Origin of the sequence: Ancylobacter mangrovi, assembly GCF_024752355.1 — a bacterium.
Classification (GTDB): domain Bacteria; phylum Pseudomonadota; class Alphaproteobacteria; order Rhizobiales; family Xanthobacteraceae; genus Ancylobacter; species Ancylobacter mangrovi.
In genome coordinates, this window is sequence record NZ_JANTHZ010000007.1 from 32,107 (window position 1) to 58,506 (window position 26,400).

Annotated in this window: 25 protein-coding genes; 23 read left to right on the forward strand and 2 right to left on the reverse strand. The window is 68.6% G+C overall.

All coding sequences use genetic code 11. The features are described 5' to 3' along the window. Positions 1 to 468 precede the first annotated feature (468 nt). From NVS89_RS15295 to NVS89_RS15405, 23 genes are all read left to right on the forward strand, one after another. A complete protein-coding gene (locus NVS89_RS15295) occupies positions 469 to 1,776 on the forward strand; it encodes a transporter substrate-binding domain-containing protein (RefSeq protein ID WP_258733631.1) in 1,308 nt (435 codons plus the stop codon). A gap of 112 nt (positions 1,777 to 1,888) precedes the next feature. Further along, positions 1,889 to 2,764 carry an urea ABC transporter permease subunit UrtB gene (urtB, locus tag NVS89_RS15300; protein ID WP_258733632.1) on the forward strand — a complete coding sequence of 292 codons (876 nt, stop codon included), beginning with the start codon at positions 1,889 to 1,891 and terminating at the stop codon, positions 2,762 to 2,764. 45 nt (positions 2,765 to 2,809) lie between these two features. After that, positions 2,810 to 3,910, forward strand: a complete 1,101-nt coding sequence (gene urtC / locus NVS89_RS15305; protein ID WP_258733633.1) for an urea ABC transporter permease subunit UrtC — start codon at positions 2,810 to 2,812, stop codon at positions 3,908 to 3,910. Between the two features lie 8 nt (positions 3,911 to 3,918). Beyond that, entirely contained in the window at positions 3,919 to 4,665 is a 747-nt protein-coding gene (gene urtD, locus NVS89_RS15310; RefSeq protein ID WP_258733634.1) for an urea ABC transporter ATP-binding protein UrtD, read from the forward strand. Further along, entirely contained in the window at positions 4,662 to 5,366 is a 705-nt protein-coding gene (gene urtE / locus NVS89_RS15315) for an urea ABC transporter ATP-binding subunit UrtE (RefSeq protein WP_258733635.1), read from the forward strand. The genes urtD and urtE overlap by 4 nt, the downstream gene beginning before the upstream one ends. 182 nt (positions 5,367 to 5,548) lie before the next feature. Continuing rightward, a complete protein-coding gene (locus tag NVS89_RS15320; protein WP_258733636.1) occupies positions 5,549 to 5,989 on the forward strand; it encodes a N,N-dimethylformamidase alpha subunit family protein in 441 nt (146 codons plus the stop codon). A gap of 129 nt (positions 5,990 to 6,118) precedes the next feature. Then, positions 6,119 to 8,515: a N,N-dimethylformamidase beta subunit family domain-containing protein gene (locus NVS89_RS15325; protein ID WP_258733637.1), complete on the forward strand. Its 2,397-nt coding sequence runs from the start codon at positions 6,119 to 6,121 to the stop codon at positions 8,513 to 8,515. A gap of 69 nt (positions 8,516 to 8,584) precedes the next feature. Then, complete coding sequence (locus NVS89_RS15330) at positions 8,585 to 9,676, forward strand: Rieske (2Fe-2S) protein (RefSeq protein ID WP_258733638.1); 1,092 nt, start codon at positions 8,585 to 8,587, stop codon at positions 9,674 to 9,676. Between the two features lie 4 nt (positions 9,677 to 9,680). After that, on the forward strand, positions 9,681 to 10,379 hold the full coding sequence (locus NVS89_RS15335) for a tetratricopeptide repeat protein (protein ID WP_258733639.1): 699 nt from the start codon (positions 9,681 to 9,683) through the stop codon (positions 10,377 to 10,379). Positions 10,380 to 10,384: 5 nt separating this feature from the next. Beyond that, positions 10,385 to 10,699, forward strand: a complete 315-nt coding sequence (locus NVS89_RS15340; RefSeq protein ID WP_258733640.1) for a hypothetical protein — start codon at positions 10,385 to 10,387, stop codon at positions 10,697 to 10,699. Positions 10,700 to 10,726: 27 nt separating this feature from the next. Continuing rightward, positions 10,727 to 11,194, forward strand: a complete 468-nt coding sequence (gene ureE / locus NVS89_RS15345; protein WP_258733641.1) for an urease accessory protein UreE — start codon at positions 10,727 to 10,729, stop codon at positions 11,192 to 11,194. Beyond that, positions 11,188 to 11,871, forward strand: coding sequence for an urease accessory protein UreF (locus NVS89_RS15350; RefSeq protein ID WP_258733642.1), 684 nt, complete (start codon positions 11,188 to 11,190; stop codon positions 11,869 to 11,871). The genes ureE and NVS89_RS15350 overlap by 7 nt, the downstream gene beginning before the upstream one ends. A gap of 29 nt (positions 11,872 to 11,900) precedes the next feature. Further along, complete coding sequence (locus tag NVS89_RS15355) at positions 11,901 to 12,584, forward strand: urease subunit beta (protein WP_258733643.1); 684 nt, start codon at positions 11,901 to 11,903, stop codon at positions 12,582 to 12,584. Between the two features lie 2 nt (positions 12,585 to 12,586). Next, entirely contained in the window at positions 12,587 to 14,299 is a 1,713-nt protein-coding gene (ureC, locus tag NVS89_RS15360) for an urease subunit alpha (RefSeq protein ID WP_258733644.1), read from the forward strand. Then, positions 14,296 to 14,943, forward strand: a complete 648-nt coding sequence (ureG, locus tag NVS89_RS15365; RefSeq protein ID WP_258733645.1) for an urease accessory protein UreG — start codon at positions 14,296 to 14,298, stop codon at positions 14,941 to 14,943. Before ureC ends, ureG begins: the two co-directional genes overlap by 4 nt. Next, positions 14,943 to 15,824: an urease accessory protein UreD gene (locus NVS89_RS15370; protein WP_258733646.1), complete on the forward strand. Its 882-nt coding sequence runs from the start codon at positions 14,943 to 14,945 to the stop codon at positions 15,822 to 15,824. Before ureG ends, NVS89_RS15370 begins: the two co-directional genes overlap by 1 nt. Positions 15,825 to 16,138: 314 nt before the next feature. Beyond that, the gene (locus NVS89_RS15375) at positions 16,139 to 16,276 is read left to right on the forward strand and encodes a hypothetical protein (RefSeq protein WP_258733647.1); all 138 of its coding nucleotides are present in this window, start codon (positions 16,139 to 16,141) and stop codon (positions 16,274 to 16,276) included. 360 nt (positions 16,277 to 16,636) lie between these two features. Then, complete coding sequence (locus NVS89_RS15380) at positions 16,637 to 17,707, forward strand: ABC transporter ATP-binding protein (protein ID WP_258733648.1); 1,071 nt, start codon at positions 16,637 to 16,639, stop codon at positions 17,705 to 17,707. 15 nt (positions 17,708 to 17,722) lie between these two features. Next, the gene (locus NVS89_RS15385) at positions 17,723 to 18,670 is read left to right on the forward strand and encodes an ABC transporter substrate-binding protein (protein WP_258733649.1); all 948 of its coding nucleotides are present in this window, start codon (positions 17,723 to 17,725) and stop codon (positions 18,668 to 18,670) included. A 76-nt stretch (positions 18,671 to 18,746) separates the two neighbouring features. Beyond that, positions 18,747 to 20,468, forward strand: coding sequence for an ABC transporter permease (locus NVS89_RS15390; RefSeq protein WP_374114582.1), 1,722 nt, complete (start codon positions 18,747 to 18,749; stop codon positions 20,466 to 20,468). A 1-nt stretch (position 20,469) separates the two neighbouring features. After that, entirely contained in the window at positions 20,470 to 21,570 is a 1,101-nt protein-coding gene (locus NVS89_RS15395; protein WP_258733650.1) for an MBL fold metallo-hydrolase, read from the forward strand. Between the two features lie 158 nt (positions 21,571 to 21,728). Further along, positions 21,729 to 22,709 (forward strand): TAXI family TRAP transporter solute-binding subunit, encoded by a 981-nt coding sequence (locus NVS89_RS15400; protein WP_374114583.1) that lies wholly within the window; start codon positions 21,729 to 21,731, stop codon positions 22,707 to 22,709. Between the two features lie 21 nt (positions 22,710 to 22,730). Next, the gene (locus tag NVS89_RS15405; protein ID WP_258733651.1) at positions 22,731 to 24,794 is read left to right on the forward strand and encodes a TRAP transporter permease; all 2,064 of its coding nucleotides are present in this window, start codon (positions 22,731 to 22,733) and stop codon (positions 24,792 to 24,794) included. A 44-nt stretch (positions 24,795 to 24,838) separates the two neighbouring features. On the opposite strand, the gene NVS89_RS15410 is transcribed toward NVS89_RS15405, so the two are convergent. Together NVS89_RS15410 and NVS89_RS15415 are read right to left on the reverse strand one after the other, a co-directional pair. Further along, the gene (locus NVS89_RS15410) at positions 24,839 to 25,090 is read right to left on the reverse strand and encodes a hypothetical protein (protein WP_258733652.1); all 252 of its coding nucleotides are present in this window, start codon (positions 25,088 to 25,090) and stop codon (positions 24,839 to 24,841) included. Positions 25,091 to 25,102: 12 nt separating this feature from the next. Next, entirely contained in the window at positions 25,103 to 26,389 is a 1,287-nt protein-coding gene (locus tag NVS89_RS15415; RefSeq protein WP_258733653.1) for an LVIVD repeat-containing protein, read from the reverse strand. Between the last annotated feature and the right edge of the window lie 11 nt (positions 26,390 to 26,400).

The following is a 26,400-nucleotide window of genomic DNA, read 5'->3' on the forward strand; positions in this document are numbered from 1 at the left end:
CAATCTTAGATATGCTCGTTTTGTCACGATTACGCCATCTTTGAAAGAGGGCGCGAGAAAATACTCTAGCGGAATGGCGCGAGGCGGCATCATCAATTCGGTGCACCTCGACGAGGCTTCTAGATATCGGCATGTAGCTCACCCCATTTGCCGCGAGTGGCCGCCACGGCCGCCGCGCCGCGGCCCGAGGCACAACGCGGCCCGGACGCGTCCGACTGACATAATCCGGCCAGCAGCCTGAAAAACAGCCCGACATCGAGGCTCCTGCACAGTCCTTGACCGCGCATCTGCCGTCGATGCGGGCAGTTTTTAATCGTAGGAAGAAAATTTGATAACTGCGACGAAAACCGTTGACGGCCCCGCAGCTAGCGACATAGCATCTAGATAATCGATCTAGCCACAATTCAAAACTTCCAGGCGCAAAGCTGAGGCCGCGAATCAACGTTCGTTGCCCGAGGGGTCGTAGATATGAACATCACACGCCGTAATATACTCAAGACGACGCTTGCCGCTTCCACTGCCGTGGCCCTGCCTCATCTTTGGCTGCCGGGCTCCGGCGAGGCGTGGGGCGCGACGCTGAAGAAGGGCGAGCCGATCAAGGTCGGCCTGCTGTTCTCCCTCACCGGATCGCTGGCGGTCCCGGAGGAGGACTCCACCCTCGTCATGCAGTACGCGATCGACGAGATCAACAAGGCCGGCGGCGTCGCGGGCGTACCGGTCGAGCCGGTGATCGTCGACGCCAAGTCGGACTTCGCCGTCTATTCGGAGAAGGCCAAGGAGCTGATCCTGCGCGACAAGGTGATCGCGATCTTCGGCTGCTACACCTCGGCGAGCCGCAAGGCGATCCTGCCGACCGTGATGCAGCGTAACCACCTGCTCTACTACCCGACCTGCTACGAAGGCGCGGAGTGCACGCAGAACACCATCTGCACCGGCCCGCTCGCCAACCAGCACTCGAAGGACCTGATCCCCTTCATGGTCGGGAACTTCGGCAAGAAGGTCTTCTTCGTCGGCTCCAACTATGTGTGGCCGAAGGAATCGAACAAGAACGCGAAGATCTGGCTCGAGCAGGCCGGCGGCGAGCTTCTCGGCGAGGAATACATCCCGCTCGGCAGTTCGGAGTTCGGCCCGGTGCTGAACAAGATCCGCGACGCCAAGCCCGACTTCATCTTCTCGACCGTGGTCGGCGCGTCCGACATCGCCTTCCACAAGCAGTTCAAGCAGGAAGGCTTCAAGGTCGACGACATGCCGATCGCCTCGCTCACCACGGGCGAGATCGAGACCCGCGCCATGGGCGCCGAGTTCGGCGCCGGCCACTTCCTCTCCGCGCCCTACTTCCAGACGCTGGACAACCCGACCAACCACAAGTTCGTCGAGGGCTTCCTGGCGAGCAAGTACGGCAAGAACGGCGTGACCCACTACAACATGGAGGAGACCTACATCTCCGCCTATGTGTTCAAGGCCGGCTTCGAGAAGGCCGCCGCCGAGGTCGGGTTCGAGAACGTGACCCCGCGCTCCATCCGCGACCATTCCGGCGGGCTGGTGATCGAGGACGCGGTCTCGCCGGAAGGCCAGGTCTGGATCGACAAGGACAACTTCAACACCTGGCTGAAGCCGAAGATCGGCCAGTGCCAGGCGGACGGGACGTTCAAGGTGGTCAAGGCCGCCGCCGAGCAGGTCGCGCCCGACCCCTACTCGATCTATCCCGACCTCGGCGTCTGCACGGCCAACGGGCTGAAGGCCCCGGACGGCAGCATCCGCAAGAACGTCATCTGACGCCAGAAGGCCCCGGTGCGCCCCCGCGCTTCCGGGGCCGTTCGCGGTCGACGCACGGGCTCGCCCTCACCATGGCGCGCCCGGCGGTCTCGGGCTCGAGGGATAGGGTTCTATGGATCTGGGTTCGCTCATCAACGCGCTCATTCTCGGTGTGAGCATCGCCAGCATCTGGCTGATCGCCGCGCTGGGATTGACGATCATCTACGGCACCGCCGGCGTCATCAACATGGCGCATGGCGAGCTGATCATGCTCGGGGCTTACAGCTCCTACATGCTACAATTCTATCTCGGCCTGCCCTATCTGCTGTGCCTGCCGGTGTCCTTCGTCATCGTCGCCCTGGTCGGGCTGGCGCTGGAGCGCGGCCTGATCCGCTATCTCTACAACCGCCCGCTCGACACGCTGCTGGCGACCTATGGCGTCTCGCTGGTGCTGATGCAGGGCGTGCGGCTGATCTTCGGCAGCGACCCGAAATATCTTGCCGTGCCGGAGATCTTCCAGAGCAATGTGATGATCGGCTCGGTGTCGCTCTCCGTGTTCCGCATCGTCGTCCTGCTGGTCACGGCGCTGCTCGTGCTGGCGCTGTGGCTCCTGTTCTACAAGACCCGGTTCGGCGTGCAGGTGCGCGCGGTCATGCAGGACAAGGAGATGGCGGCCTCCTTCGGCATCAATTCCAGCCGCATCTACATGCTGACCTTCGCGCTCGGCGCCGGGCTGGCCGGCGTCGCCGGCGCGCTGTTCGGCGTGCTGGCGATCGTGCTGCCGACCATGGGGGCGAGCTACGTCGTGCAGGCGTTCCTGATGGTGGTCGTGGGCGGCGGCTCGCTGGCGGGCAGCGTGGTGGCGAGCGGCGTGACGGGCGAGCTCCAGTCCGTCTTCGCCTTCTTCACCAACGACACCTTCGCCCGCTTCATCATCTTCGTGCTGATCGTGGCCTTCCTGCGGTTCCGCCCGCAGGGCCTGTTCGCACAGGCGGGAGCCCGGCGATGACCTTCGCCGTCATCAGCAACGCCACGCCAGGACGGTTCTGAGACCATGGGCAACCTCTATCACAACAAGATTGCGCAATGGATCGTCTATGTCGTGTTCTTCGCGGCGTTGACGATCATCCCGATGACGGTGAGTGACAGCTTCCTGCTCAACCAGCTCGCCACCTACGGCGTCTACGGCATGCTGGCGCTCTCGATCAGCCTGTGCTGGGGCTTCGGCGGCATCCTGAACCTCGGCCAGGGCATCGCCTTCGGCCTCGGCGCCTACGGCATGGCGATGACCATGCAGATGCAGAGCCAGAGCGAATCCAACCCGATTCCGCCGTTCATGCTCAACAACAGCCTCGACCACCTGCCCCTGCTCTGGCAGCCGTTCCAGAGCACGGCGGTCGGGCTGGTGCTGGCGGTCGCGGTGCCGACCCTGTTCTGCGCCGCGTTCGGCGGCATCATGTTCCGCGCGCGCGTCTCCGGCCCGTTCTTCGCCATCATGACGCTCGCCATGCTGTCGGCCTTCTACACCATCATCCTCGACCGGCAGGCGTACACCGGCGGCGTCAACGGGCTGACGCCACCCTCCTCGTTCGTGTTCGCGGGCGTGGAGGTCGACCCCTACAGCCCGACCGCCTACTGGGTCGTGCTCTGCCTGCTGGCCGGGGCCACCTTCGTGGCCAAGCTCATCACCCAGAGCTCGTTCGGCCTCGTCACCCAGGCGATCCGCGACGACAGCGAGCGCGTGCGCTTCCTCGGCTACAGCGTCGCCGGCTACGAGACGGTGATCTACACCGTCTCCGGCCTGATCGCGGCGCTGGCGGGCTGCTGCTGGGTGATGCTGGTGCAGTACGTGTCGCCGGCGCAGCTCGATGTCGGCTTCAGCCTCTCCATGGTGATCTGGGCGGCGATCGGCGGGCGGCACTCGCTGCTCGGCTCGATCCTCGGCGCCTTCATCATCCAGGGTGCGCAGAGCTATCTCGGCGACGCCTTCCTCGCCACCTGGCTGCTGATCCTGGGCGGCTTCTTCATCGTCGTGGTGCGCTTCCTGCCGAACGGCCTCGCCAGCCTGGTCGAGTCCGGGCTCGGCCTGTTCGACCGGCAGCGCCCGACCTCCTCGCCTGCGCCGGACGGCGGCAGGCCCATGCCAGCCGAGTGAGGGGCCTCATGACCGGTCTTCTCGAAATCCGCAATCTGTCGAAGAGCTTCGACACCACCAAGGTCATCAACGACTTCAGCATGGAAGTCGTGGAGGGCACCATCTGCTGCCTGGTCGGGCCGAACGGCGCCGGCAAGACCACGACGATGGATCTCATCACCGGCCGCATCAAGCCGACCTCCGGCCAGATCCTGTTCGCCACCGACGACATCACCGCCAGGCACGAGCACCTGATCGCCCGCGCCGGCATCGGCCGCAAGTTCCAGGTGCCGGCGGTACTGCGCGACATGAGCGTGCGGCAGAACCTCGAAGTGGCCTACAGCCGCCAGACCAACCCGTTCCGCAACCTGTTCAAGTTCCGCAAGGAAGGGCTGAAGGAAAAGCTCGACGAGGTGGCGACGCTGGCCGGCCTGACCGACCGGCTGAAGGAGCGCGCGGGCATCCTCTCCCATGGCGAGACCCAGTGGCTGGAGATCGGCATGGTGCTGATGCAGGAGCCGCGCCTGCTGCTGATGGACGAGCCGATCGCCGGCATGACCGAGAGCGAGATCGAGAAGACCACGCAGATCTTCAAGGATCTGCGCCAGTCCGCCACGCTGCTGGTGGTCGAGCACGACATGGGCTTCGTGCGCAACATCGCGGACGTCGTCGTCGTGATGCACATGGGGTCGCTGCTCGCCCAGGGCTCGATCCAGGAGATCGAGGCCGACCGGCGGGTCCGGGACGTCTATCTCGGCGAGCAGGAGGCCGCATGAGCACGCTGCTCAGCTTCGACAACGTCACGTCCTATTACGGCGCGACCCCCATCCTGAGGGACTTCTCCTTCGAGATGGAGAAGGGCCAGTGCCTGTGCGTGCTCGGCCGCAACGGCGTCGGCAAGACGACGCTGATGCGCACCATCATGGGGCTCACCGACCGCTCGTCCGGCGCCATTCGCATCAACGGCGTCGAGCTGAGCGGCCAGGCGACCCATGTGCGGGCGAAGCAGGGGTTGGGATATGTGCCGCAAGGGCGCGGCATCCTCTCCAACTTCACGGTGCGCGAGAACATCCTGCTCGGCACCTTCGCTCGTGCCGACAGGTCCGGCGACATTCCGGAGATCTGCCTGCGCATCTTTCCCTATCTCAAGGAAAACCTCGACCGCCGCGCCGGCCTGCTGTCGGGCGGGCAGAAGCAGCAGCTCGCCATCGCCCGCGCGCTCGCGGTCGACCCGCAGATCCTGCTGCTCGACGAGCCGACCGAGGGCATCCAGCCGAACATCGTCCACGAGATCGGCGAGATCCTGATGATGCTCAACCGCGAGTTCGGCATCAGCCTGATCGTGACCGAGCAGCACATCAAGGTCGCCCGCAAGCTGGGCGATGCGTTCCTGATGGTCGACAACGGCCGCGTCGTCGCGCGCGGCCCGATGCCGGAAATGACCGATGAACTGATCGAACGCCACATGACCATCTAGATGTTCTAGATATACGTAGACGAAACGACGTATTTTCTTGACGAAAGCTCTAGATTCGGTCATGTTCTAAACTGGAGTTCATTCGATCTGATCTCCCACTCATCTATCCACCCGGCACCGTTCGTCATTATTTTACATGGCGTGCGGCGGCTATTCTTCGATCACGACGGAGAACATTGGCGATGATACCGATCCCGAAGAAGGGCACGCCCGAGCGCGAGGCCATGATCAAGGAGCACCGCGAGTGCGTCGACTCCATGAAGGGGGTCGCCGGATTCTCCGTGCTTAAATGCGCCACACCCGGCGACACCACCGTCGTCACCGGCGGCGTGCATGAAAATCCGGACCTTCGCCGCGTGCTGCTGCGCATGCGCGGGGAGTCGCCCAAGGGCAAGCTCATCATCATCTGCACCAAGGTCGATGCCGAATGGCGCATCGGCCGCCTGTCCGGCATCCGCGGCGTTCCGCCCGAATTCGTGACGGACAAGGTCTACACCTGCGAGCAGGAAGCCCAGCACGACATCTTCCTGATGCGCCTCGACGAGCTGCCCGAGACGGCCGGCATGCCCGAGAACTTCCAGGAAGGCTGGAAGCACCGGGACGACAACTGGCCGGTTACCTGACCCGGCGCCACGCGCAGCCACCCAGAGTTTCCCAGCTTCGCCTCGGCACTGCGCCCGAACGCGGCCCCTCCCGGGCCGCGAACGGGACCGGCGTGCCCGACGCCAGCGTTATTTTTGGAGAATCGAGACATGTGCGCCATGCGGCTGACGGGATACGCCGACAAGTTCGGCGTCCATCCGGGCGACACGATCAAGTTCTACGTCAATTGCGACGGGCCGGCCGAGTTCAAGGCCGAAGTCGTCCAGATGATCCATGGCGACACCAATCCCCGCGGCCCGGGCTTCATCGAGAAAGCCGTCGCGGCCGATTGCGACGGGACCTACAAGGGGCGCAAGCAGATCATCCACGGCGGCTCCTACGGCTATGTCGAGGACGCGCCGCAGTTTCACGTCGAGAGCTTCACGCTCCAGTGCCACATCTGGCCGACCACGCCGAAGACGCATCCGCGCTACTGGAAGCACGGCGCGCAGGGCCTCGTCACCAAGTGGATGGACGGCAAGGGCTACGGCCTCTTCATCAATGAGGAAGGCTGCCTCGAGCTGCGCATCAACGAGCACAAGGTCACGACCGGGGTGCCGATCCGCGACCACGCCTGGCACTTCGTCGCCGCCAGCTTCGACGCGGCGACCGGCGAGGTCGTGCTCTATCATGAGCCGCTGATCGTCTACGCGCTCGACCCGGTGATCGAGCCGGTCAAGACCACCATCAAGACCGGCATCGTCCACACCGACGCGCCGGTGGCGCTCGCCGCCTATGTCGAGAAGATCGGCGGCGACCCGCTCGGCAGCTCCTCGCTTCCCGCCGGCGTGTGGTTCACCGGCAAGTACAACGGCAAGATCGACAGCCCGCGTATCGTCAAGAAGGCGTTGAGCCGGTTCGAGATCGAGCAGATGAAGGGCGGCGCGCAGCCCGGCCTCACCGAGCGCCGCAATTCCGGCCCGACCGGCGAGCTCTCCGCGCTCATCGTCGCCGCCTGGGACTTCTGGGACGGCATCAGCACCATCGTCGCCAAGGACAACGGCCCGTACCGCTTCGACGCACGGCTGGTGAACTGCCCGACCCGCGCGCTCACCGGCTACAACTGGGCCGGCGAGAACTTCGACTGGAAGCACGCCAGGAAGGAATACGGCGCGATCCACTTCCACGACGACGACGTCGACGACGCCCGCTGGCAAGCCGACGTCGAATGGGCGGTGCCGAAGGAGATCAAGAGCCGCTTCTACGCGCTCAAGCTGACGACCACGGACGGCGACGAGGATTACATTCCGTTCTGGATCGTGCCGCGGATCGGCGAGGAGCAGTCCAAGATCGCGGTCATGGTGCCGACCATCAGCTACATGGCCTATGCCAATGAGCACGTGGCCTGCAACGCCGGCGGCGCGGAGCTGTTCGTCTACCGCGTGCCGATCATGCAGCACCAGAACATGTTCCTCGCCGAGCACCGCGAATATGGCGGCTCGATCTACGACACCCACACCGACGGCTCGGGCATCTGCCTGTCCTCGCGCCTGCGTCCGATCCTGTCGATCCGGCCGAAATACGACCACTTCCTCGCCCAGGCGCCGTGGCAGTACCCCGCCGACCTCCACCTGATCTACTGGCTGGAGACGATGGGCTACGAGTATGACGTGATCACCGACGAGGACGTCACCTATGACGGCCTCGCCCGGCTCGAGAACTACAACGTCATCATCACCGGCTCGCATCCCGAGCACAATTCGGGCACCCAGCTCGACGCCCTGCACAACTACACCCAGCGCGGCGGGCGGCTGATGTATATGGGCGCGGACGCCTGGTACTGGGTCCACTCCTACCACCCCGCCTATGACGGCGTCGGGCGTGGCGTCATCACCGAGATGCGGCGCTGCGAATCCGGCATCCGCACCTGGCGCGCCGACCCGGGCGAGTACTACCACCAGGGCACGGGCGAGCTCGGCGGCATGTGGCGCTATCGCGGCCGCTCGCTCTACTCGGTTGCCGGCGTCGGCATGACCAACGAAGGCTTCGACATCTCGACCTATTACAGCCGGACGCCGGACAGCCTCGACCCGCGCGTGGCCTGGGCCTTCGAAGGCATCTCCTATGACGAGCCGATCGGCAATTTCGGCCTCGTCGGCGGCGGCTGCGCCGGGCTCGAGCTCGATATCGTCGACGTCACGCTCGGCTCGCCGCCGCACACGCTGGCGGTCGCGACCTCCGCGGGCCGGCACACAGAGGCCTATCTCCTCGTCATGGAGGATTTCGGCTTCAACCAGCAGGGCCTCGACGGCACCGTCCACCCGCGCGTGCGCGGCGACATCGCCTTCCACGAGACCCCGAACGGCGGCGCGTGCTTCGCCTTCTCCTCGATCGCCTTCTGCGGCTCGCTGCCGTGGAACGAGGGCAAGAACAACGTCTCCACCCTGGTGAAGAACGTCCTCGACCGGTTCTCGAAGGACGGCCCGCTGCCGCCGCCCCCGGTGGACGCGATCAAGCATCGCGGCCGCGCGGACTACGAGTCGCCGGCGCTCGCCGCGACGTCCTGAGCCCGCCGAACGGACACCCGGCGCGCGCGGCAATGCGCGCGCCGGCCCTCCCCTCGCTGGATGCCGGACATGACACACAGACGCGATCTCGGTTACCGGGACGAGGGCCACGACCTCGCGGACCCCGCCTTCTATGCGGACGCGCTCGGGCACGAGCCGCGGGTGCTGCCGCCCGCCGCCTTCCGCTCGCTGCGCTTCAGCCAGCTCGAGGACGAGGCGGTCTGGACGCGTGACTGGATCTGCGTCGGCACGCATGAGGCGATCGCCGGCAGGGGCGACCTCCTCCCCTTCACCGTCGGCACCCACGGCATCCATGTGCAGCGCACCGACGACGGCATCGTCGCGCGCTTCAACAAGGCCCAGCACGGGGGATGCCGCGCCGTGCCGCTGCAATGCCAGACCGGCGCCAAGACCAAGTGCTCCTTCACCTCCTGTGGCTACAGCCGCGACCGCGGCGCCATTCCCGCCAGCGAGCTCGGCGACGGCACGCCGCAGATGCACCAGTATCTGGGCCTGCGCCCCGAGCGGCTGCTGACCGCCCATGTGCAGAGCTGGGGCCCGCTGATCTTCGTCAATCTCGACGTCGCCCCCGCCTGGCCGGCGGAGGAACTGGCGAGCCTCGGCCGCCTCGGCGGGTTCTTCGGCAACCACAAGCCCGCCTGGTCGGACGAGGTGTGGCTGGAATATGCGGCGAACTGGAAGCTGATGGGCCAGGCTCTCGCTTCGGGCACGCCGGCGCATTCCCGGGCCGACATCTGGATGCTCGCCGACACCGCCCTGTCGGACGGCACGCCCGCGCGGGCCTCCTGGCTGTTTCCCAATCTGGTGCTGCTCGCGACCGAGCGCAGCACCGCCATCGTGAACCTGCAGCCGACCGCGATGGGCCAGACGCTGTGCCGGCTGTCGACCTACGGTTCCGATCCGCGCGGCGACCGCCTGTTATGGCGCGAGGAGATCCGGTTCCGGGCCGAACGCGGCGAGGCCGAGCACGAGGCGCGGGCGCTCTGGGGCACCCAGCATCACCCGCAGACCATCGGCGCGGCCCTGCCGAGCCAGCCCGACGCGTCGGGCGCGTGGATGCAGGGCGCCCTCGCCGCGCGGGTCGCGCGCATGCCGCGCGGGGACTTCGCGCAACCGCTCTACCAGAACCCGAGAGGCTGACGTCATGCTGTCGCTGGAAATCCCAGCCGAGGATGCCACGGCGCTCGGCGCCGCCATCGCCGCCTATATGCACGGCGATTATGAGGAGGCCTTCGCGTCCTTCTCCCGGCTGGCCGAGGAGGGCGACGCGGACGCCAAGACCTGGCTCGCCGCCATGTACGCAAACGGCGAAGGGGTGGAAGCCTCCCTCACCCGCGCCTTCGCGCTCTATCTCGAGGGCGCCGAGGCCGGCATCCTCCTCGCCCAGACCAATGTCGGCGCCATGCTGGCCATGGGCCAGGGCGCGCCGCGCGACGTCGGCGCCGGAATACGCTGGCTCGAACGGGCGGCGGAGCGCGGCGACATGTTCGCCCAGTACAATCTCGCCACCGTGCTGTCCAAGGGCGATGGCGCGCCGGCCGACCACGCGGCGGCGGCGCGCTGGTATCGCGCGGCGGCCGAGACCGGGCACTATCCCGCGCAGGCGCGCCTCGGCTTCATGTATGCGAACGGGCTCGGCGTGGAGAAGGACCGCGTCGAAGCCTTCACCTGGCTGTCGCTCGCCGCCCAGCACGGCGTGGGCGCCGCGCTGACCGCGCTGGAGGCGGTCGTCGCGCAGATGTCGGCCGACGAGAAGCAGGCCGGCAACCAGTCGGTCGGGCGCTGGCGCAACCAGACCGCCGGGGCGTCCCGCCACGCGCGCCTCAACCCGCTGCCGGGGTGAGGGTCATGGTGTTCAGTCCGCAACAGGTGAAGTTCGAATTCCTGAGCTACATCAAGGAATTCGGAGGCAAGCCCGCCGAGTGGCGCGTCGGCTGCGCGGACGACCCGACGCAGGCCCTGTTCGCGCGCCACGCGGTCGATGAGGACAGCGATATCTGGCTGTGGAAGCCCACCCTGTCGCCAGCCGCCGCGCGGATCGTGTTCCGCTATCTCACCGAGCAGCTCCACGTGCCGGCCGCTGACGAGGGCACGGGCCGCTGCCTGTTCCTGTTCAAGCGCATAGCCGAGCCCGAAGGGCCTGCCCGCCCCAACCTCGCCTGACGCGCTCTCCACATCGGGACGGTTCTCATGCTGCTTGTCGATCGCGTGCTCGGAAACCGGCTGGACGACGGCCTCGCCGACCGGCTGCACCACATGGAGCACCACGGCACGGTGGAGTGGCTGGTGCTGCCGGCCGCCGAACTGGCGCGGCGACGCTTCCGGGCGCTGACCAACCGGGGCGCCGAGGTGGCGGTCGCGCTGCCGCGGGACGAGCCGCTGACCGACGGCGCCGTGCTGCTGCTCGAGCCGGACCGGGCCATCGTCGTGCGGGTCGATGCGGAACGCTGGCTCCGCCTCACCCCCCTCGACCTCGCGACCGCGCTGGAGCTCGGCTACCACGTCGGCAACCTGCACTGGCGCGTGCGCTTCGAGGCCACGTCGATCGAGGTCGCGCTGGAAGGGCCGGAGGAGACCTATCGCGCCCGCCTCGCCGCGCTCGGCCTCGACACCCGCGTCGAGACGCGCCTCCTCCAGCCCGACGAGGCGCCATGCTGAGCCTTTTCGCGACGCTCTGGCAGGCGGATTCGGCCTTCCCCAATGGCGGCTTCGCCTTTTCCAACGGGGTCGAGGGGCTGGCGGAGCTGGGCGAACGGCTCGACGGCGAGGGTCTCGCCGGTGTTCTCGCGATGACGCTGACCCATCGCTGGATGGGGATGGACCGGATCGCCGTCGCGCTCGCCTTCGCCGCCGGCGCGGACATGGACCGCCTGACGGAAATAGACCGCCGCCTCGACGCCGCCACCCTGCCCGCTCCGCAGCGTACCGGCTCGCGCCGCAACGGGCTCGCCTTCCTCACCGCCCATGCCCGCATCGGCACGCCGTCTGCCGCCGAGCTGAAGAGGCAGGTCGAGCGCCGGCATATGCCTGGCCATCTGCCGGTGATGCAGGGCGCGGTCTGGCGCGCCTGCGGCCTCGACGCGCAGTCCGCGCTGGCCGCCTCCGCTTATGGGGTCGCCGCCGGCATGGTGAGCGCGGCGGTCCGCCTCGGCCTCGTCGGCGCGGTGGAGGCGCAGCGCTGCCTCGGCCTGACGCTGCCGCTGCTGGCGCGGCTCGTGGACGAGGCGGGACGGGCGGGCGCCCTCACCTGCGACGATTTCGAAAGCCTCACGCCGATGCTCGACATCGCCACCATGCGCCACGCCAGCTCGGACGTCCGGCTCTTCTCGAACTGATCGGCTCCCCAAACCGCAGGACGGCCCAGATGCTTCTCACCCCCACGGAACTCGAACGGCTGACGATCTTCACGGCGGCGGAGCTCGCCCGCAAACGCCGGTCGCGAGGACTGAAGCTGAACCATCCCGAGGCGGTGGCGCTGATCACCGACGAGATCCTTGAAGGCGCGCGCGACGGGCGCAGCGTGTCGGAGATGATGAGCTTCGGCTCCAGCATCCTCAGCACCGACGACGTGCTGCCCGGCGTCGCCCCGCTGATCCCGATCCTGCAGGTCGAATGCGTGTTCCGCGACGGGACCAAGCTGGTGACCATCCATGAGCCGATCCGCCCGCTGGAAGGCGCCGCCGCCGAGCGTCTCGCGCCGGGCGAACTGCTGCCGCTCGACGGGGAGATCGAGCTCAATGCCGGGCGCGAGCGCACCGAGGTCACGGCGGTCAACACCGGCGACCGCGCCATCCAGATCGGCTCGCATTTCCACTTCTTCGAGGTGAACCGGGCGCTCGAATTCGACCGGGCGAAGGCCTACGGCATGCGCCTCGACATCCCCGCCGGCACGGCGGTGCGCTTCGAGCCGGGGCAGAGCAAGACGCTGGTGCTGGTCGCCTTCGGCGGCGAGCGGAAGGTGAGCGGGTTCAACGACCTCGCCCGTGGCGCGGCCGATGCCGCCGACCCGCTGCGCCGGGCTCGCGAGCGCGGATTCAAGGGAGCCTGAGCATGGTTACGATGCAACGCCGCGACTACGCGCATATGTACGGGCCGACCGTCGGCGACGGGATCCGGCTCGCCGACACCTCGCTGATCGCCGTGGTCGAGAAGGACCACACGGTCTATGGCGACGAATGCCTGCACGGCGGCGGCAAGACGCTGCGCGACGGCGCCGGCATGGCGGCGGGCGTCACCTCGGCCGAGGGCGCGCTCGACATGCTGCTCTGCAACGTCGTCGTGATCGACGCGGTGCTCGGCGTGGTAAAGGGCGACCTCGGCATCAAGGACGGGAAGATCGTCGGCCTCGGCAAGGCCGGCAACCCGGCGATCATGGACGGGGTCGACCCGCGCCTCATCGTCTCGCAGGCGACCACCGTGCGTGACTGCGAAGGGCTGATCGCGACCGCCGGCGCCATCGACGTGCATGTGCATTTCGACAGCGCGGGCCTGTGCGAGCACGCCATCTCCAGCGGCATCACCACCATGATCGGCGGCTCGCTCGGCCCGATCACGGTCGGCATCGATTCCGGCGGCCCGTTCAACACCGGCAAGATGCTGCAGGCCGCCGAGCACTGGCCGATCAATTTCGGCTTCCTCGGGCGCGGCAACAGCCACCGGCCGGCCTCGCTGGTCGAGCAGATGCGGACCGGCTGCCTGGGGCTGAAGCTGCACGAGGACTGGGGCTCGATGCCGGCGCCGGTCGACACCTGCCTGCGCGTCGCCGACGAGCTCGACTTCCAGGTGCAGATCCACACCGACACGCTGAACGAGAGCGGCTTCCTCGAAGACACGCTCGCCGCCATCGGCGGGCGCACCATCCACATGTACCACACGGAAGGGGCCGGCGGCGGCCACGCGCCGGACATCATCCGCGTCGCCGGCATCGCCAACTGCCTGCCCTCGTCGACCAACCCGACCAATCCCTACACGGTCAACACCTTCGACGAACATCTCGACATGACGATGGTGTGCCACCACCTCAACCCGGCGATCCCCGAGGATGTCGCCTTCGCCGAGAGCCGGATCCGCCCCCAGACCATCGCCGCCGAGGACGTGCTGCACGATCTCGGGGCCATCTCCATGCTGGGGTCGGACAGCCAGGGGATGGGGCGGATCCACGAGGTCATCTGCCGGACCTGGCAGCTCGCCTCGAAGATGAAGGACCAGCGCGGCCCGCTGCCCGAGGACGTGCCGGGCATGGGCGACAATGCCCGCATCCGCCGCTACATCTCCAAATACACCATCAACGCCGCCCGCACCTTCGGCATCGCCGCGCATATCGGCTCGCTGGAGGACGGCAAGATGGCGGACATCGTTATCTGGCGGCCCGGATTCTTCGGCATCAAGCCGGAGCTGGTGGTGAAGGGCGGCTTCATCGCCTGGGGCGCGATGGGCGATTCCGCCGCCTCGCTCATGACCTGCGAGCCGCTGCTGATGCGCCCGCAATGGGGCGCGTTCGGGCGCGCCGCGCCGGCCCTGTCGGCCTGCTTCGTCCACCCGCTCGCCATCGAGGACGGGCTCGCCGGCACGCTGGGGCTCTCCAAGGCGCTGCTGCCGGCCAGCGGCACCCGCGCGCTGACGAAACGGGACATGGTGCTGAACGCCGCCTGCCCCGACATCCGCGTCGACCCGCAGACCTTCGAGGTGTTCGTGGACGGGACCCTCGCCACCTGCGAGCCCTACGACACGCTGCCTCTCGCCCAGAGGTACATGCTGCGATGAGCACATTGGACGATCGAGCCGCCGGAGGGGCGGAAGGGCGCGCCGCAGCGGCGCGCGTCGGCATCGGCGGGCCGGTCGGCTCCGGCAAGACCGCGCTGATCGAGGCCCTGATCCCGGTGCTGCACGAGCGCGGCGTCGACCTCGCCGTGGTGACGAACGACCTCGTCACCCGCGAGGACGCCGAACGGCTGCGGCGCTCGGGCCTCATCGATCCGCAGCGCGTCTCGGCGGTCGAGGCCGGCGCCTGCCCGCACACCGTGATCCGCGAGGACCCGACGCTGAACATCGCGGCGGGAGACGAGCTCGAAGTCCGGTTCCCCGGCGTGGAGCTGATCCTGTTCGAATCCGGCGGCGACAACCTCGCCTCCACCTTCTCGCTCGACCTGGTGGACTGGTGGATCTTCGTCATCGACGTGGCCGGAGGCGACGACATTCCCCGCAAGAAGGGGCCGGGCACGCTGCGCTGCGACCTGCTGGTCATCAACAAGCAGGACCTCGCCCCCCATGTCGGCGTCGCCCTGCCCCGCATGGTGGAGGAAGCCCGCGCCGTTCGCGGCCAGCGGCCGGTGATCCTGACCGATGCCCGCCGCGGCGCCGGCGTGGCGGAAGTGGCCGACACCATGCTGAAGGCGGTGCTGTTCTGATGAACATCGCCCCACAGGCGGCGGGACTTCGGGACGCCCGGCCGGCCGCCGCAGGAACGGCGGGCGCGCGCGACGTGCGGGCGCATCTCGGCTTCGTGCGGGGTGGCGGGCGCACCGTCCTCGCGCGCCAGCACGTGCCCTACCCGTTTCACATCACCCGCCCGTTCTGGCTCGACCCGCATCTGCCGGAATGCGCCACGCTCTATCTGCAATCGAGTTCCGGGGGGATGTATACGGGCGACCGGCTGGCGCTCGAGATCGAGGCCGGCGCCGGCGCGCAGGCCCATGTCACCAGCCAGGCGGCGACGGTCGTCCATCGCACGCCGGGAAACGAGGCGCGCCTCTCGACCGCGATCCGCCTTCGCGACGACGCCTTCCTCGCGCTGACCAACGACCCCTTCATCCTGTTTCCCGACGCGCATCTGCATGTCGCCACCGACGTGACACTGGTGCCCGGCGCGCGCGCCATACTCGCGGACGGCTTCGCCACGCACGATCCCGAGCAGCGCGGCCGCCCCTTCGGCCGGCTCCGCACCGAGCTGCGCGTGCGCAACGCGGACGGTCAGGTCATGGTGTGGGACCGCGGCACGATCACCGGCGCGCAATTCGCCGGGCCGGCCTCGCCGCTCGGGCCCTATCGCGCCATGGGCAACATGGTCGGCCTCGGCGCTCGGCGAGGCGACGTGCACGCTCCCGCCCTGATGCGGCGGCTCGACGCCCTGGGATGCCGGATCGGCCTCAGCAACCTGCCGGGCGAATGCGGCATCCTCGCGCGCTGCCTCGCGCCGACCGGCGGCCTTCTCGCGCAAGGCATGGCGGAACTCTACGCCGCGTTCTTCGAGGCCTGGACCGGCCACGCCCCTCCGCCACTGAGGAAGTGACGCGACGACGGGGTATCTTGCCATGGTAAGTTAGACAACCACTACAAGTTATTGTTTTTAGATATCATAGGCATTTGTCTCTCCGCCCTAATAGGTCCAATGGCGGTTTCCGACATCACCGCCCGGGCGCATGGATGCTCCAAAACGGCCAACCCGTCCGGCAGACTCATAGCCGCCCAGCCGCGCACGTGGTGTCGTACCTCGCGGGGAATCCGCCGCTCCAGAAACGGAACCCCCCAACCCATCTTTTCCCGATCCAGCGGCAACCGCCTCGCCTTCCGCGGCGTTGTCCCCGAGAGCGAAAGGAGGCCCGCATGGAACTCTTGTTCGGAATTGGAGCGCTGCTCCTGCTCGCGGCCCTTGCCTATGGGGTGCACCAGTCGCACCGCCGGCGCGAGGAGAAGGGCGTCGAACTGCCGGAAGAAAAGGTCGACCGGAAGGGCGTGATCTAGGGTCGCAAAAGGCGCCGAAGGCTGGCGAGCATTCGGCCGACTTTCCCGCCAGGCGGCGGGAAAATATCCATCCACTGGTGACTGACACCCCGTTCGTTGCGCCCCTTACTCGCGCCACGGGCGGGGCGCAGTTGCGCAGACCGTTGCGCCTGAGCGGGCGGCGCGTGGCCGTTACGGCGCCCCCCACCCGCATTCATCCTGTCATGACCGATGGTGACGGCTGCCCCGCCACCAGATCGCGCGATGTGATCCCCCGCGCCCGCGAGCTACGACACCGGCCCCGGATACCGGCCGTAGGTGTCACGCAAGTGTCATCCGGCTCGCTTAGCAGTGCCCGAAGCATTGCTAGCCGGAAGATCCATGTCCTCAACAGCTCCAGGAGCGGTCTCGGTCCGCGGCCTCGGCCTGCGCTACGGCGCGGCGCGCATCCTCGACGATGTCGGGTTCGAGGTCGCGCCGGGCGAGGTGCTGGCGCTGCTCGGCCCCTCCGGATGCGGCAAGACCACGCTGCTCCAGCTCGTGGCGGGGCTGCTCGCGCCGACCGCCGGCACTATCCAGATCATGGGTGCCACCGTCGCCGATGCGTCCGGCGCCGCCTTCGTGCCACCGGAGGCGCGCGGCCTCGGCATGGTGTTCCAGGACTACGCGCTGTGGCCGCATATGAGCGTCGCGGCGAACGTCGCCTTCCCGCTCGAGATGCGCGGTGTGCCGGCGGCCGAGCGGCGCATGCGCGTGGCGATGGCGCTGGAGCGCGTCGGGCTCGGAGCGATGGCGGGCCGGCGCCCGTCGGAGCTCTCGGGCGGCCAGCAGCAGCGCGTCGCCCTCGCCCGCGCCATCGTGGCCGAGCCGCCGCTGGTGCTGTTCGACGAGCCGCTCTCCAATCTCGACCCGGAGTTGCGCGAGGCGATGGTCGCGGAGATCGGTACGCTGGTCGGCCAGCTCGGCCTCACCGCCATCTACGTCACCCATGACCGCGCCGAAGCCTTCGCCCTCGCCGACAAGGTCGCGGTTATGCGCGCCGGCCGGATCGCCCAGCTCGCCGCGCCGGAGACGCTGATCGGCTCGCCCGCGAGCGCCGAGGTCGCCGAATTCCTCAATCTCGGCTGCGTGCTGCCGGCCGACCGCGCCGATGCCGAATGGCGGATCGCGGGGACGACGATGAGCCTCGGCGATGGCGGCCCCGAGGGGCGCACCGCCCAGACGCTGCTTCCCGGCCGCAGCATAAGGCTCGGCCCGGTCGAGGAGGGCCGCCCCCATGCCGACGTGCTGCGCACGCGGTTCCGCGGCGACGGCTACCTGCTGACGCTGCGCATCTGCGGCACCGCTTTCGAGATCCAGGTTCCCAGTCCGCACCGGGCCAATGTCGGAGACGTGGTGGGGCTGTTCTGCCCGCCGCAGGACCTGCGCTGGTTCGCCAGCGCCACCGCCTAACCACAGGAGAAGACCATGCGCGCACTTCCCGTTGCCCTCGCCCTGGGCGCGTCCCTCTTCGCGACGGCCGCGATGGCCGACATCACCGTCTATTCCGCCGGCCCCGGCAAGCTGATCGACAACCTCGCCAAGGGCTTCACCGACAAGACCGGCGTGAAGGTCAACGTGTTCCAGGCCACCACCGGCAAGGTCATGGCACGCATCGAATCGGAAGCCTCCAACCCGGTGGTGGACGTCGTGATCTCCGCCTCGTGGGATACGGCGACCGACTTCGCCAAGCGCGACCTGCTGCTGGCCTATACCAGCCCGAACGCCGCCAAGGTGCCCGATTTCCTGAAGACCGACACGGCGGTGGCGCAGGGCATCTCGGCGCTCGGCATCGCCTGGAACCCGGCCTCCGGCACGCCCAAGCCCGCCGAGTGGTCCGACCTCGCCAAGCCGGCCTACAAGGACCTCGTGACCATGCCCGACCCGGCCCAGTCCGGCGCCACCTTCGAGCTGGTCTCGGCGCTTCAGGCGGAGGATGGCTGGGACCTGTTCAAGAACCTCGCCGCCAACGGCGCCATCGTCGCCGGCGCCAACGCGCAGGCGCTGAACCCGGTGATGCAGGGCGCCAAGGCCGCCGTGTTCGGCGCCGTCGACTACATCTCGCTCGCCGCCAAGGCCAAGGGCGAGTCGATCGACGTGATCTTCCCCGCCTCCGGCACCGTGGTCGCGCCGCGCCCGATCATGATCATGAAGTCCTCCAAGCAGCCGGAAGACGCCAAGAAGTTCGTCGACTACGTGCTCTCGGACGAGGGCCAGAAGGCGGTCGCCGCGACCTATCTCATGCCCGCGCGCACCGACGTCTCGGCCAAGCGCCCGCTGATCTCCGAGCTCAAGATCCTCAAGGTCGACAGCGCCGCCGTCTACGGCAAGCGCGACGAGACGCTGGCCGAATTCGCCAAGGTGATGGGCAAGTGACATCGGCAGGCGGAGCCGTGACGGCGGGCCGTCCCGGCGGCCGGACGCGCGCGCGCCTCGACGGGATGCGCGTGCGTTGAACACGGCCAATACCGCAGCAAGGCGGCCCGCCGGTGTGATAGCCGGCGGGCACGATCTGATCGGCTGGGTGGCGGGCGTCAGCCTCGGGCTGATCGTGGCGGTGCCCTTCGTCTTCATCGTCCTGCAGGCGATCTTTCCCGAGCTCGGGCGCGGCTCGCTCGCCGCACCCCTGCGCCATCTCGGCCGGACGCTGGGCGACCCGGAGCTTTTGCGCCTGACCGGGCACACGCTGGTCCTCGGGCTCGGCGTCATCCTCGGCTGCACGTTCGTCGGCGTGCCGCTCGCTGTCGCGCGGGCGCTGTTCCGCGTGCCGCTGGCGCTGGTCTGGGACGTGCTGTTCCTCGTCCCGTTCATGATCCCGCCCTACATCGCGACACTCGGCTGGATCATGTCGCTGCAGCCGCGCGGCTACCTCCAGCAGCTCACGGGCGTCAATCTCGGCCCGCTGCTGTTCTCCGTGCCGGGCATGATCGTCATCATGACGCTGAACGTGTTCCCGGTGGTCTATTTCGCCGTCTCGCGCACCATCGAGGCGGTCGGCACGCGCTATTCCGATGTCGGCCGGGTGTTCGGCGCCCGCCCGGTGCGCGCGTTCTTCCGCATAACCCTGCCGCTGGCGACGCCGGGGCTGGCGGCGAGCCTGCTGCTCGTCTTCGCCCTCGCCATCGAGGAATACGGCACGCCGGCGGCGCTCGGCCGGCGCTTCGGCTTCGAGGTGCTGGTGACGGGGATCGAGAACCGCATCTCCGACTGGCCGATCGACCTGCCCGGCGCGGCGATCCTGTCGCTGCTGCTGGTCGGGCTGTCGCTGATCGCCTTCATGATCCAGCGGCGCATCCTCGTCGCGCGCAACTACGACACGGTCGGCGGCAAGCCTCACGCCAAGCTCAAGCGCCCGCTCGGGCGCTGGGCGATCCCGGTCACCGCCGCCTTCGCCGTCGTGGCCTTCCTGGCGACGGGCCTGCCGATCCTCGCCATCCTGGCGACGGCATTGTCGCGCACGCTCTCCGGCGGCCTCAAGCTGAGCAATATGGGGTTCGAGAACTTCGTCGAGGTGTTCCACAACACCGGCGGCGCGCTGCAGGCGCTGGTGAACTCGCTGTCTCTCGGCGTCGGCACCGCCCTGCTCGCCGGGGCGCTGGGCGCCCTCACCGCCTACGCGGTAGAGAAGGGCCGCGGGCGCGGACGCGTCGCGCTCGACGTGCTGGCGATGCTGCCGAGCGCGCTGCCGGGCGTGGTGGTCGCGGTCGGCATGATCCTCGCCTGGAACCAGCCGGCGCTGCCCTTCACGCCCTACAACACCGCGTTCATCCTGCTGCTCGCCTATTGCTGCATCCTGCTGCCGCAGCCGGTGCGCTACGCCACCGCCGCCTTCCAGCAGATCGGCGACAATCTCGAGGCGGCGGCGCGGGTCGCCGGCGCGGGGCCGCTGACCGTGTTCCGCCGGATCATGCTGCCGCTCATCCTGCCGAGCCTCGTCACCTCCATGCTGCTCGTCTTCGCCGTCGCCTCGCGCGAGCTCGTCGCCTCGCTGCTGGTGGCACCAGTGGGGATGATGACCATCGCCGGCTTCATCTGGCGCCAGTTCGACCAGGGCTCGGTCGGGCTCGGCATGACCATGTCCTTCATCGCCATCGTCATCACGACGCTGATACCGATGGCACTGATCGCCCTGCTGCGCCGTTTCGCCGGTGAGCGCTTCACGGGACTGCACTGACATGAAACGCGCCACCGCCCTGTCCGGCTGGGGGGTCAAGGGACCCGCCTGCTTCCTCGTCGAGATCGACGGCCGGCGCCTGCTGCTCGACCTCGGCGAAGGCCCGGATGCGGGCCGGCGGCCGGACCTCGACGGGGTCGGGCCGGTGGACGCGATCCTCATCTCGCACGGCCATCCCGACCATGTGGGCGCGCTCGATCTCGCCGAGCGTCTCGGCAACCCGCCGGTCCATGCCACCGCGCCGGTGCGCGAGCTGTCCGGCGACGCGCGCCTGCGCGATGCGAGGGACCTCCCCTTCGGCGGCGGCGCGACCATCGCCGGCCTCGACATCGAGACCGGGCCGGCGGGCCATGCGCCGGGCGCGGTGTGGACGCGGATCGGCGGCGCCGCCGGCCTGCTCTACACCGGCGACTATTCGGTCGAGAGCCCGCTCTATCCCTCCACGCCGCCGCTGCCCGCCGAAGCGCTGATCTGCGACGCGAGCTATGGCGACGCGGCCGAGCCGCTCGACGTCCAGGCGGCCACACTGGTCGAGCGGCTGCGCGATCGCGCGCTGTTGCTGCCCGCCCCGCCGACCGGGCGGGCACTGGAGATGGCCCTCACCTTCAAGCGCGCCGGCATCGAAGTCGCGCTCTGCCCGACCACGCGCGCCGTCGCCGAGACGCTGACGCGCCACGCCGAGGCGGTGGCCCAAGGCCTCGCCGGCTGGCCGGCCGAGCTGCTCGCGAGCACCGCCACGCTCGCCGCCGACAGCCCGGCGCGGGGGGCACTGATCGTCGCCGGGGCGCAGGTCGAGCGCGGCCTGTCCGTCGCGCTGACGGAGCGTTTCGCCGCCACGGGCGAGGCCGACATCGTGTTCACCGGCCATGTCGCGCGCGGCTCGGGTGCCGAGCAACTGCTGCAGTCGGGCGCCGCCACGCTGCGGCGCTGGAACGTCCACCCGACCCTGAAGGGCCTCCGCGCCATCATCGCGGCGGTGCGGCCGCGGGCGATGCTGCCCGCCTTCCTGCCGCAGCCCCGCCTCGCCCCGCTGGCCGCCGCCCTCGCCGCCAACTGGCCGGACCTTGCGATCGCCGCGCAGGCGCCGGCGTTCGAATGGTGAGCCGACGGACGGCGCCACACCCCTGCCAAGGCGCGTCGTCCGCGCTACCTCTCTGACCGGAGAGGCCGATTTCCCGGGATGACGGGCGGGCCCCGCGTCGACAACGGGCCTGCCTTGCCGCATCCTGCGGCACCGTCCGCCAGAAAGGGAGAAACACGATGAAGCGCTTCCACAGGATGAAATGGGTGGCTGCCGCCGCGGCTTTCGCCGCCATGACCGGCCTCGCCCTCGCCCAGCAGCCGACCTTCTTCCGCATCGGGACAGGCGGCACGGCGGGCACCTACTATCCGGTCGGCGGTCTCATCGCGAACGCGATCTCCGGCCATGGCGACAAGGGCGTGCCCGGTCTCGTGGCGACGGCGGTGGCCTCGAACGGCTCGGTCGCCAACGTGAACGCAATCGAGTCCGGCTCGATGGAATCGGGCTTCTCGCAGTCGGACGTGGCCTTCTGGGCCTATACCGGCACCGGCCTCTATGACGGCAAGGCCAAGGTCGAGGATCTGCGCATCATCGCCAACCTCTATCCCGAGACCATCCATCTCGTGGCGTCGAAGGCCTCCGGCATCAAGTCGGTGGCGGATCTCAAGGGCAAGCGCGTCGCGCTCGACGAGCCGGGCTCCGGCACGCTGGTGGATGCGCGCATCGTGCTCTCCGCCTTCGGCCTGACCGAGAAGGACATCAAGCCCGAATATCTGAAGCCCGGCCCGGCCAGCGACCGGCTGCGTGACGGCGCGCTCGACGCCTTCTTCTTCGTCGGCGGCTACCCGACCGGCGCCATCTCCGAGCTCGCCTCCTCGACCGCCATCGAGCTGGTGCCGATCACCGGCCCGGAGGTCGACAAGATGCTCGCGCAGTACAAGTTCTTCGCCAAGGACAAGGTGCCGGCCGACACCTACAAGGGCGTCGCCGCCACTGACACCATCTCGGTCAACGCGCAGTGGGTGACGAGCGCCAAGCAGCCGGACGACCTGATCTACAACATCGTCAAGGTGCTGTGGAATAAGGATTCGCGCGCCGCGCTCGATGCTGGCCATGCCAAGGGCAAGCTGATCACGCTGGACAATGCCACCAACGGTCTCGGCATCCCGCTGCATCCCGGCGCCGAACGCTTCTACAAGGAAGCCGGCGTCCTGAAGTAACCAGCGTCGGGGCACCTCGCCATGGCCAGCAATGACGAGCACGCCGCCCCGGCGTCCGACGACATGCGCCTCGAATTCGACGAGGCGAAGGTCCGGGAGCTCGAAGAGACCTACGACCCCGAAATCCGCTTCCGGCCGCTGGCGCCGGGAGCGGGCTATCTGGTAGGCGGCCTTCTGGTCGCGCTCTCGCTGTTCCACTACTACACCGCCGGCTTCGGCCTGCTGCAGGAGCGGATGCATCGCGGCATCCACCTGTCCTTCGTGCTGGGCCTGATCTTCCTGGTGTTCCCGGTCTCGCGGCGCGGCTACACGGCGCCGGTGACGGCGAGCCGCTGGCGCCCGCTCGGCATCGCCATTCCCGACTGGATTCTCGCCATCGTCGCGGTGATCGCGGTGATGCACATCCCGCTGATCCCGCTCGACGACCTCGCCTTCCGGGTCGGCAACCCGACCACGGTGGACGTCGTGCTCGGCGGGCTGCTGATCCTCGCGCTGCTGGAAGCGACGCGGCGTTCGCTCGGCGTGCCGCTGCCGATCATCGCCGTGCTGTTCATGGCCTATGCCATCTGGGGCCGGCACATGCCGGGCATCCTGGTGCACCCCGGCGCCAGCTTCCCGCAGCTCATCAACCATCTCTACCTGACGACGCAGGGCATCTACGGCGTCGCGCTCGGCGTGGTGGCGACCTACGTCTTCCACTTCGTGCTGTTCGGCGTGTTCGCCACCCGCATCGGGCTCGGCCAGCTCTTCCTCGACTGCGCGGCCTGGGTGGCGGGGCGCTATGCGGGCGGGCCGGCCAAGGTGTCGATCTTCGGCTCGGCCCTGTTCGGCATGATCTCCGGCTCTTCGGTCGCGAACACCGTGACGGTCGGCTCGCTCACCATCCCGGCGATGGTGCGCCTCGGCTACAAGCGCCACTTCGCGGCCGCGGTCGAGGCCACGGCATCGACCGGCGGCCAGATCACGCCGCCGATCATGGGCGCCGCGGCGTTCCTGATGATCGAATTCCTCAACCTGCCCTACACCACCATCATCCTGGCGGCGGTCGTGCCGGCCTTCATGCACTTCTTCGGCGTGCTGGTGCAGGTGCATTTCGAGGCCAAGCGCAACGGCCTGCGCGGGCTCGAGCCGCACGAGATGCCGGACGTGAAGGCGGCGCTGAAGCGCGACTGGCCGACAATCATCCCGCTCGCGGTGCTGATCGGCGTGCTGATGTCGGGTTACACGCCCTATCTCGCCGCCTTCTGGGGCATCACGCTGTGCATCGCGGTCGGGCTGCTCAACCCGCGCAACCGGCTGAGCCTGTCCGACATCGCCGAATGCCTGCGCGACGGCGCGAAATACGCGCTGGCGGTGGGCGCCGCGGCGGCCACGGTCGGCATCGTGGTGGGCGTGGTGACGCTCACCGGCGTCGGCTTCAAGGTGTCGTTCATCGTCACCTCCACCGCCGCCTCGATGGCGGACTGGGTGGGCTCGGTGCTGCCGGCGATGATGGCCTCGCCGCAGACGCTGACGCTGCTGTTCACGCTGATCATGACCGGCATCGTCTGCATCCTGATGGGCTGCGGCATCCCGACCACGGCCAACTACATCATCATGGCGACGATCGCCGCGCCGGCGCTCGGCCTGCTCGGGGTCGAGCCGATCGTGGCGCATTTCTTCGTGTTCTATTACGGCGTGCTGGCGGACATCACGCCGCCCGTTGCGCTCGCCGCCTATGCGGCGGCGGGCATGGCCAATGCCGACCCGTTCCGCGCCGGAAACACCGCGTTCCGGCTCGGGCTCGGCAAGGTGCTGGTGCCGTTCGTGTTCGTGTTCTCGCCCTCGCTGCTGCTGGTGACGAAGGGCTTCACCTGGACCGATTTCGCCATCGCCTTCATCGGCTGCGTCACCGGCATCGCGTGCCTCGGCGCCAGCCTGTCGGGGTGGCTGCTGACCTATGCGCGGGTGTGGGAACGGGTGCTGCTGGCAGTGGCGGCGATGCTGCTGGTGGCACCGGAGCTCTATTCCTCGCTGCTCGGCCTCGCCCTCATCGTGCCGGTGCTGGTCTCGCAGACCACACAGTGGCGGACCGTGCCGGCATAGGGCACCCGCCCTCTCGCGGGCGTTTCACGCCTGCCGGAAAGGCTTCAGGCGGCGGCGCGGCCCTCGATTGCGAGCAGCACCCGCGCCGCCTCGACGCAGCGCGCCATGCGCTCCATCTCGTGCCAGGCGACGGCGCCGCTCATGGCCCCGAAATAGATCGCCCACGCCTCGGGCGGCACAGCTGCGCCACCCATGTCGCCCTCGATCCGCTGCGCGGCGGCCGCGAGACGCTCCGGCGGGAAGGTGCCCGCCGCGCCGGCCGCGCGATCCTCGTCGTCGAAGCAGTCGATGCACATGGTGCCCTCCCCTCAGCTCTCGAAGGCGAGGATGTCGAGGCCGTTGTCGCGGTCGAGCAGATAGACGATGCCGCGCGGGTCGACGTCGACATCGTTGCTCTGCGGCGCGACATGGCCGGCGGTCGGGTCGGGAATGTAGTGCCCGACCTCGCGCGGGGCCACGGGGTCGGCGAGGTCGATCACCCGCAGGCCGCCCGAGAACCAGCTCGCGAAGACGAGGCTGCCAACCTGCCGCTCCTGGAACTGGTGGGCGCCGAAACGCCCGCCGGCCCGCGCATAGGGCGATTCCATCTCGCTCAGATGGAAGGTGGAGATCGGCTGCACATTGGCCGGGTCGGCCGCGTCCATCACCCACAGGAAGGCATGCGGCTGCCCGGGCGTGTGGTCATGCTCCTCGTCGATGATGAGCGCGAGCTCGCGCCCCGCCACCGGTTGCGCGAGCCGGAAGAAGGTGTGCGTCGGCTCGGGGATCGGCGGGTGGTAGTTGAAGCTGCCGAGCGTGCGCGGCTTGGTGATGTCCGACACGTCGATCGTGTAGGCGCCGGCGTACCAGCAGCCCGCCCACATGATGTCGCCGACGCGCAGCGCGTGGTGGAGCCGGTGGCGCTGGCCCGGCCAGGACGGCACCTCGCCCGCCGCCACGTGCTGGCCCGGCATGTGCCAGCGCGACACCTCGCGCGGGCGGGTCGGGTCGGCGAGATCGTAGATGACGAGGATGTTGCCGACATAGCCTTCCATCTCGGTCGAGATGTAGGCGTAGCGCTCGTCCATGTCGAAGCGGTGCACGCCGATCCCGCCGGTGCGCACATAGGCAAGCTCGCGCGGGTTGGCGGGGTCGGCGATGCTCCACACGCGGAAGCCGCCGTCCTGGTAGCCGCGCGCCATGCCCGCGCGCAGGTCGGCCACCTCCTGCGCCTTCACGCCCAGCGCGGCGGCGATCTCGCCATCCTCGGGCGGGCGCCCGAGGCCGGCGGCGAGCTCGGCCGTCACCTCGGCGAGGCGCTCGCCCTTGCGGTAGAAATGCCGCTTGTGGCGCTCGACATTGGTGATCATCAGATCGCCCGCCACCCGCACCTTGTGGGTGTGCGAGTAGCCGTCGCGCGGGGCGATGGAGGCGACGAGCCGCGGCTCGCGCGGGTCGCGCACGTCGTAGATGCTGGTGCCGAGCGGCGGCGACATGTGGCCGACATAGGCGTAGCCGTTCTCGACCGTCACCTGCCCGCCGCCCGGAATGTCGAGGCGGGCGAGCGGGGTGACGTTGCGGCTGTGCCGCGTGCTGAGCGGTCCCGAAAGCGTCATGATCGGTTCTC

Excerpts from the sequence above, each read along its gene's own strand:
- NVS89_RS15295 (WP_258733631.1), top strand. The coding sequence starts at position 469 with ATGAACATCACACGCCGTAATATACTCAAGACGACGCTTGCCGCTTCC.
- urtB (WP_258733632.1), top strand. The coding sequence starts at position 1,889 with ATGGATCTGGGTTCGCTCATCAACGCGCTCATTCTCGGTGTGAGCATC.
- urtC (WP_258733633.1), top strand. The coding sequence starts at position 2,810 with ATGGGCAACCTCTATCACAACAAGATTGCGCAATGGATCGTCTATGTC.
- urtD (WP_258733634.1), top strand. The coding sequence starts at position 3,919 with ATGACCGGTCTTCTCGAAATCCGCAATCTGTCGAAGAGCTTCGACACC.
- urtE (WP_258733635.1), top strand. The coding sequence starts at position 4,662 with ATGAGCACGCTGCTCAGCTTCGACAACGTCACGTCCTATTACGGCGCG.
- NVS89_RS15320 (WP_258733636.1), top strand. The coding sequence starts at position 5,549 with ATGATACCGATCCCGAAGAAGGGCACGCCCGAGCGCGAGGCCATGATC.
- NVS89_RS15325 (WP_258733637.1), top strand. The coding sequence starts at position 6,119 with ATGTGCGCCATGCGGCTGACGGGATACGCCGACAAGTTCGGCGTCCAT.
- NVS89_RS15330 (WP_258733638.1), top strand. The coding sequence starts at position 8,585 with ATGACACACAGACGCGATCTCGGTTACCGGGACGAGGGCCACGACCTC.
- NVS89_RS15335 (WP_258733639.1), top strand. The coding sequence starts at position 9,681 with ATGCTGTCGCTGGAAATCCCAGCCGAGGATGCCACGGCGCTCGGCGCC.
- NVS89_RS15340 (WP_258733640.1), top strand. The coding sequence starts at position 10,385 with ATGGTGTTCAGTCCGCAACAGGTGAAGTTCGAATTCCTGAGCTACATC.
- ureE (WP_258733641.1), top strand. The coding sequence starts at position 10,727 with ATGCTGCTTGTCGATCGCGTGCTCGGAAACCGGCTGGACGACGGCCTC.
- NVS89_RS15350 (WP_258733642.1), top strand. The coding sequence starts at position 11,188 with ATGCTGAGCCTTTTCGCGACGCTCTGGCAGGCGGATTCGGCCTTCCCC.
- NVS89_RS15355 (WP_258733643.1), top strand. The coding sequence starts at position 11,901 with ATGCTTCTCACCCCCACGGAACTCGAACGGCTGACGATCTTCACGGCG.
- ureC (WP_258733644.1), top strand. The coding sequence starts at position 12,587 with ATGGTTACGATGCAACGCCGCGACTACGCGCATATGTACGGGCCGACC.
- ureG (WP_258733645.1), top strand. The coding sequence starts at position 14,296 with ATGAGCACATTGGACGATCGAGCCGCCGGAGGGGCGGAAGGGCGCGCC.
- NVS89_RS15370 (WP_258733646.1), top strand. The coding sequence starts at position 14,943 with ATGAACATCGCCCCACAGGCGGCGGGACTTCGGGACGCCCGGCCGGCC.
- NVS89_RS15375 (WP_258733647.1), top strand. The coding sequence starts at position 16,139 with ATGGAACTCTTGTTCGGAATTGGAGCGCTGCTCCTGCTCGCGGCCCTT.
- NVS89_RS15380 (WP_258733648.1), top strand. The coding sequence starts at position 16,637 with ATGTCCTCAACAGCTCCAGGAGCGGTCTCGGTCCGCGGCCTCGGCCTG.
- NVS89_RS15385 (WP_258733649.1), top strand. The coding sequence starts at position 17,723 with ATGCGCGCACTTCCCGTTGCCCTCGCCCTGGGCGCGTCCCTCTTCGCG.
- NVS89_RS15395 (WP_258733650.1), top strand. The coding sequence starts at position 20,470 with ATGAAACGCGCCACCGCCCTGTCCGGCTGGGGGGTCAAGGGACCCGCC.
- NVS89_RS15400 (WP_374114583.1), top strand. The coding sequence starts at position 21,729 with ATGAAGCGCTTCCACAGGATGAAATGGGTGGCTGCCGCCGCGGCTTTC.
- NVS89_RS15405 (WP_258733651.1), top strand. The coding sequence starts at position 22,731 with ATGGCCAGCAATGACGAGCACGCCGCCCCGGCGTCCGACGACATGCGC.
- NVS89_RS15410 (WP_258733652.1), bottom strand. The coding sequence starts at position 25,090 with ATGTGCATCGACTGCTTCGACGACGAGGATCGCGCGGCCGGCGCGGCG.
- NVS89_RS15415 (WP_258733653.1), bottom strand. The coding sequence starts at position 26,389 with ATGACGCTTTCGGGACCGCTCAGCACGCGGCACAGCCGCAACGTCACC.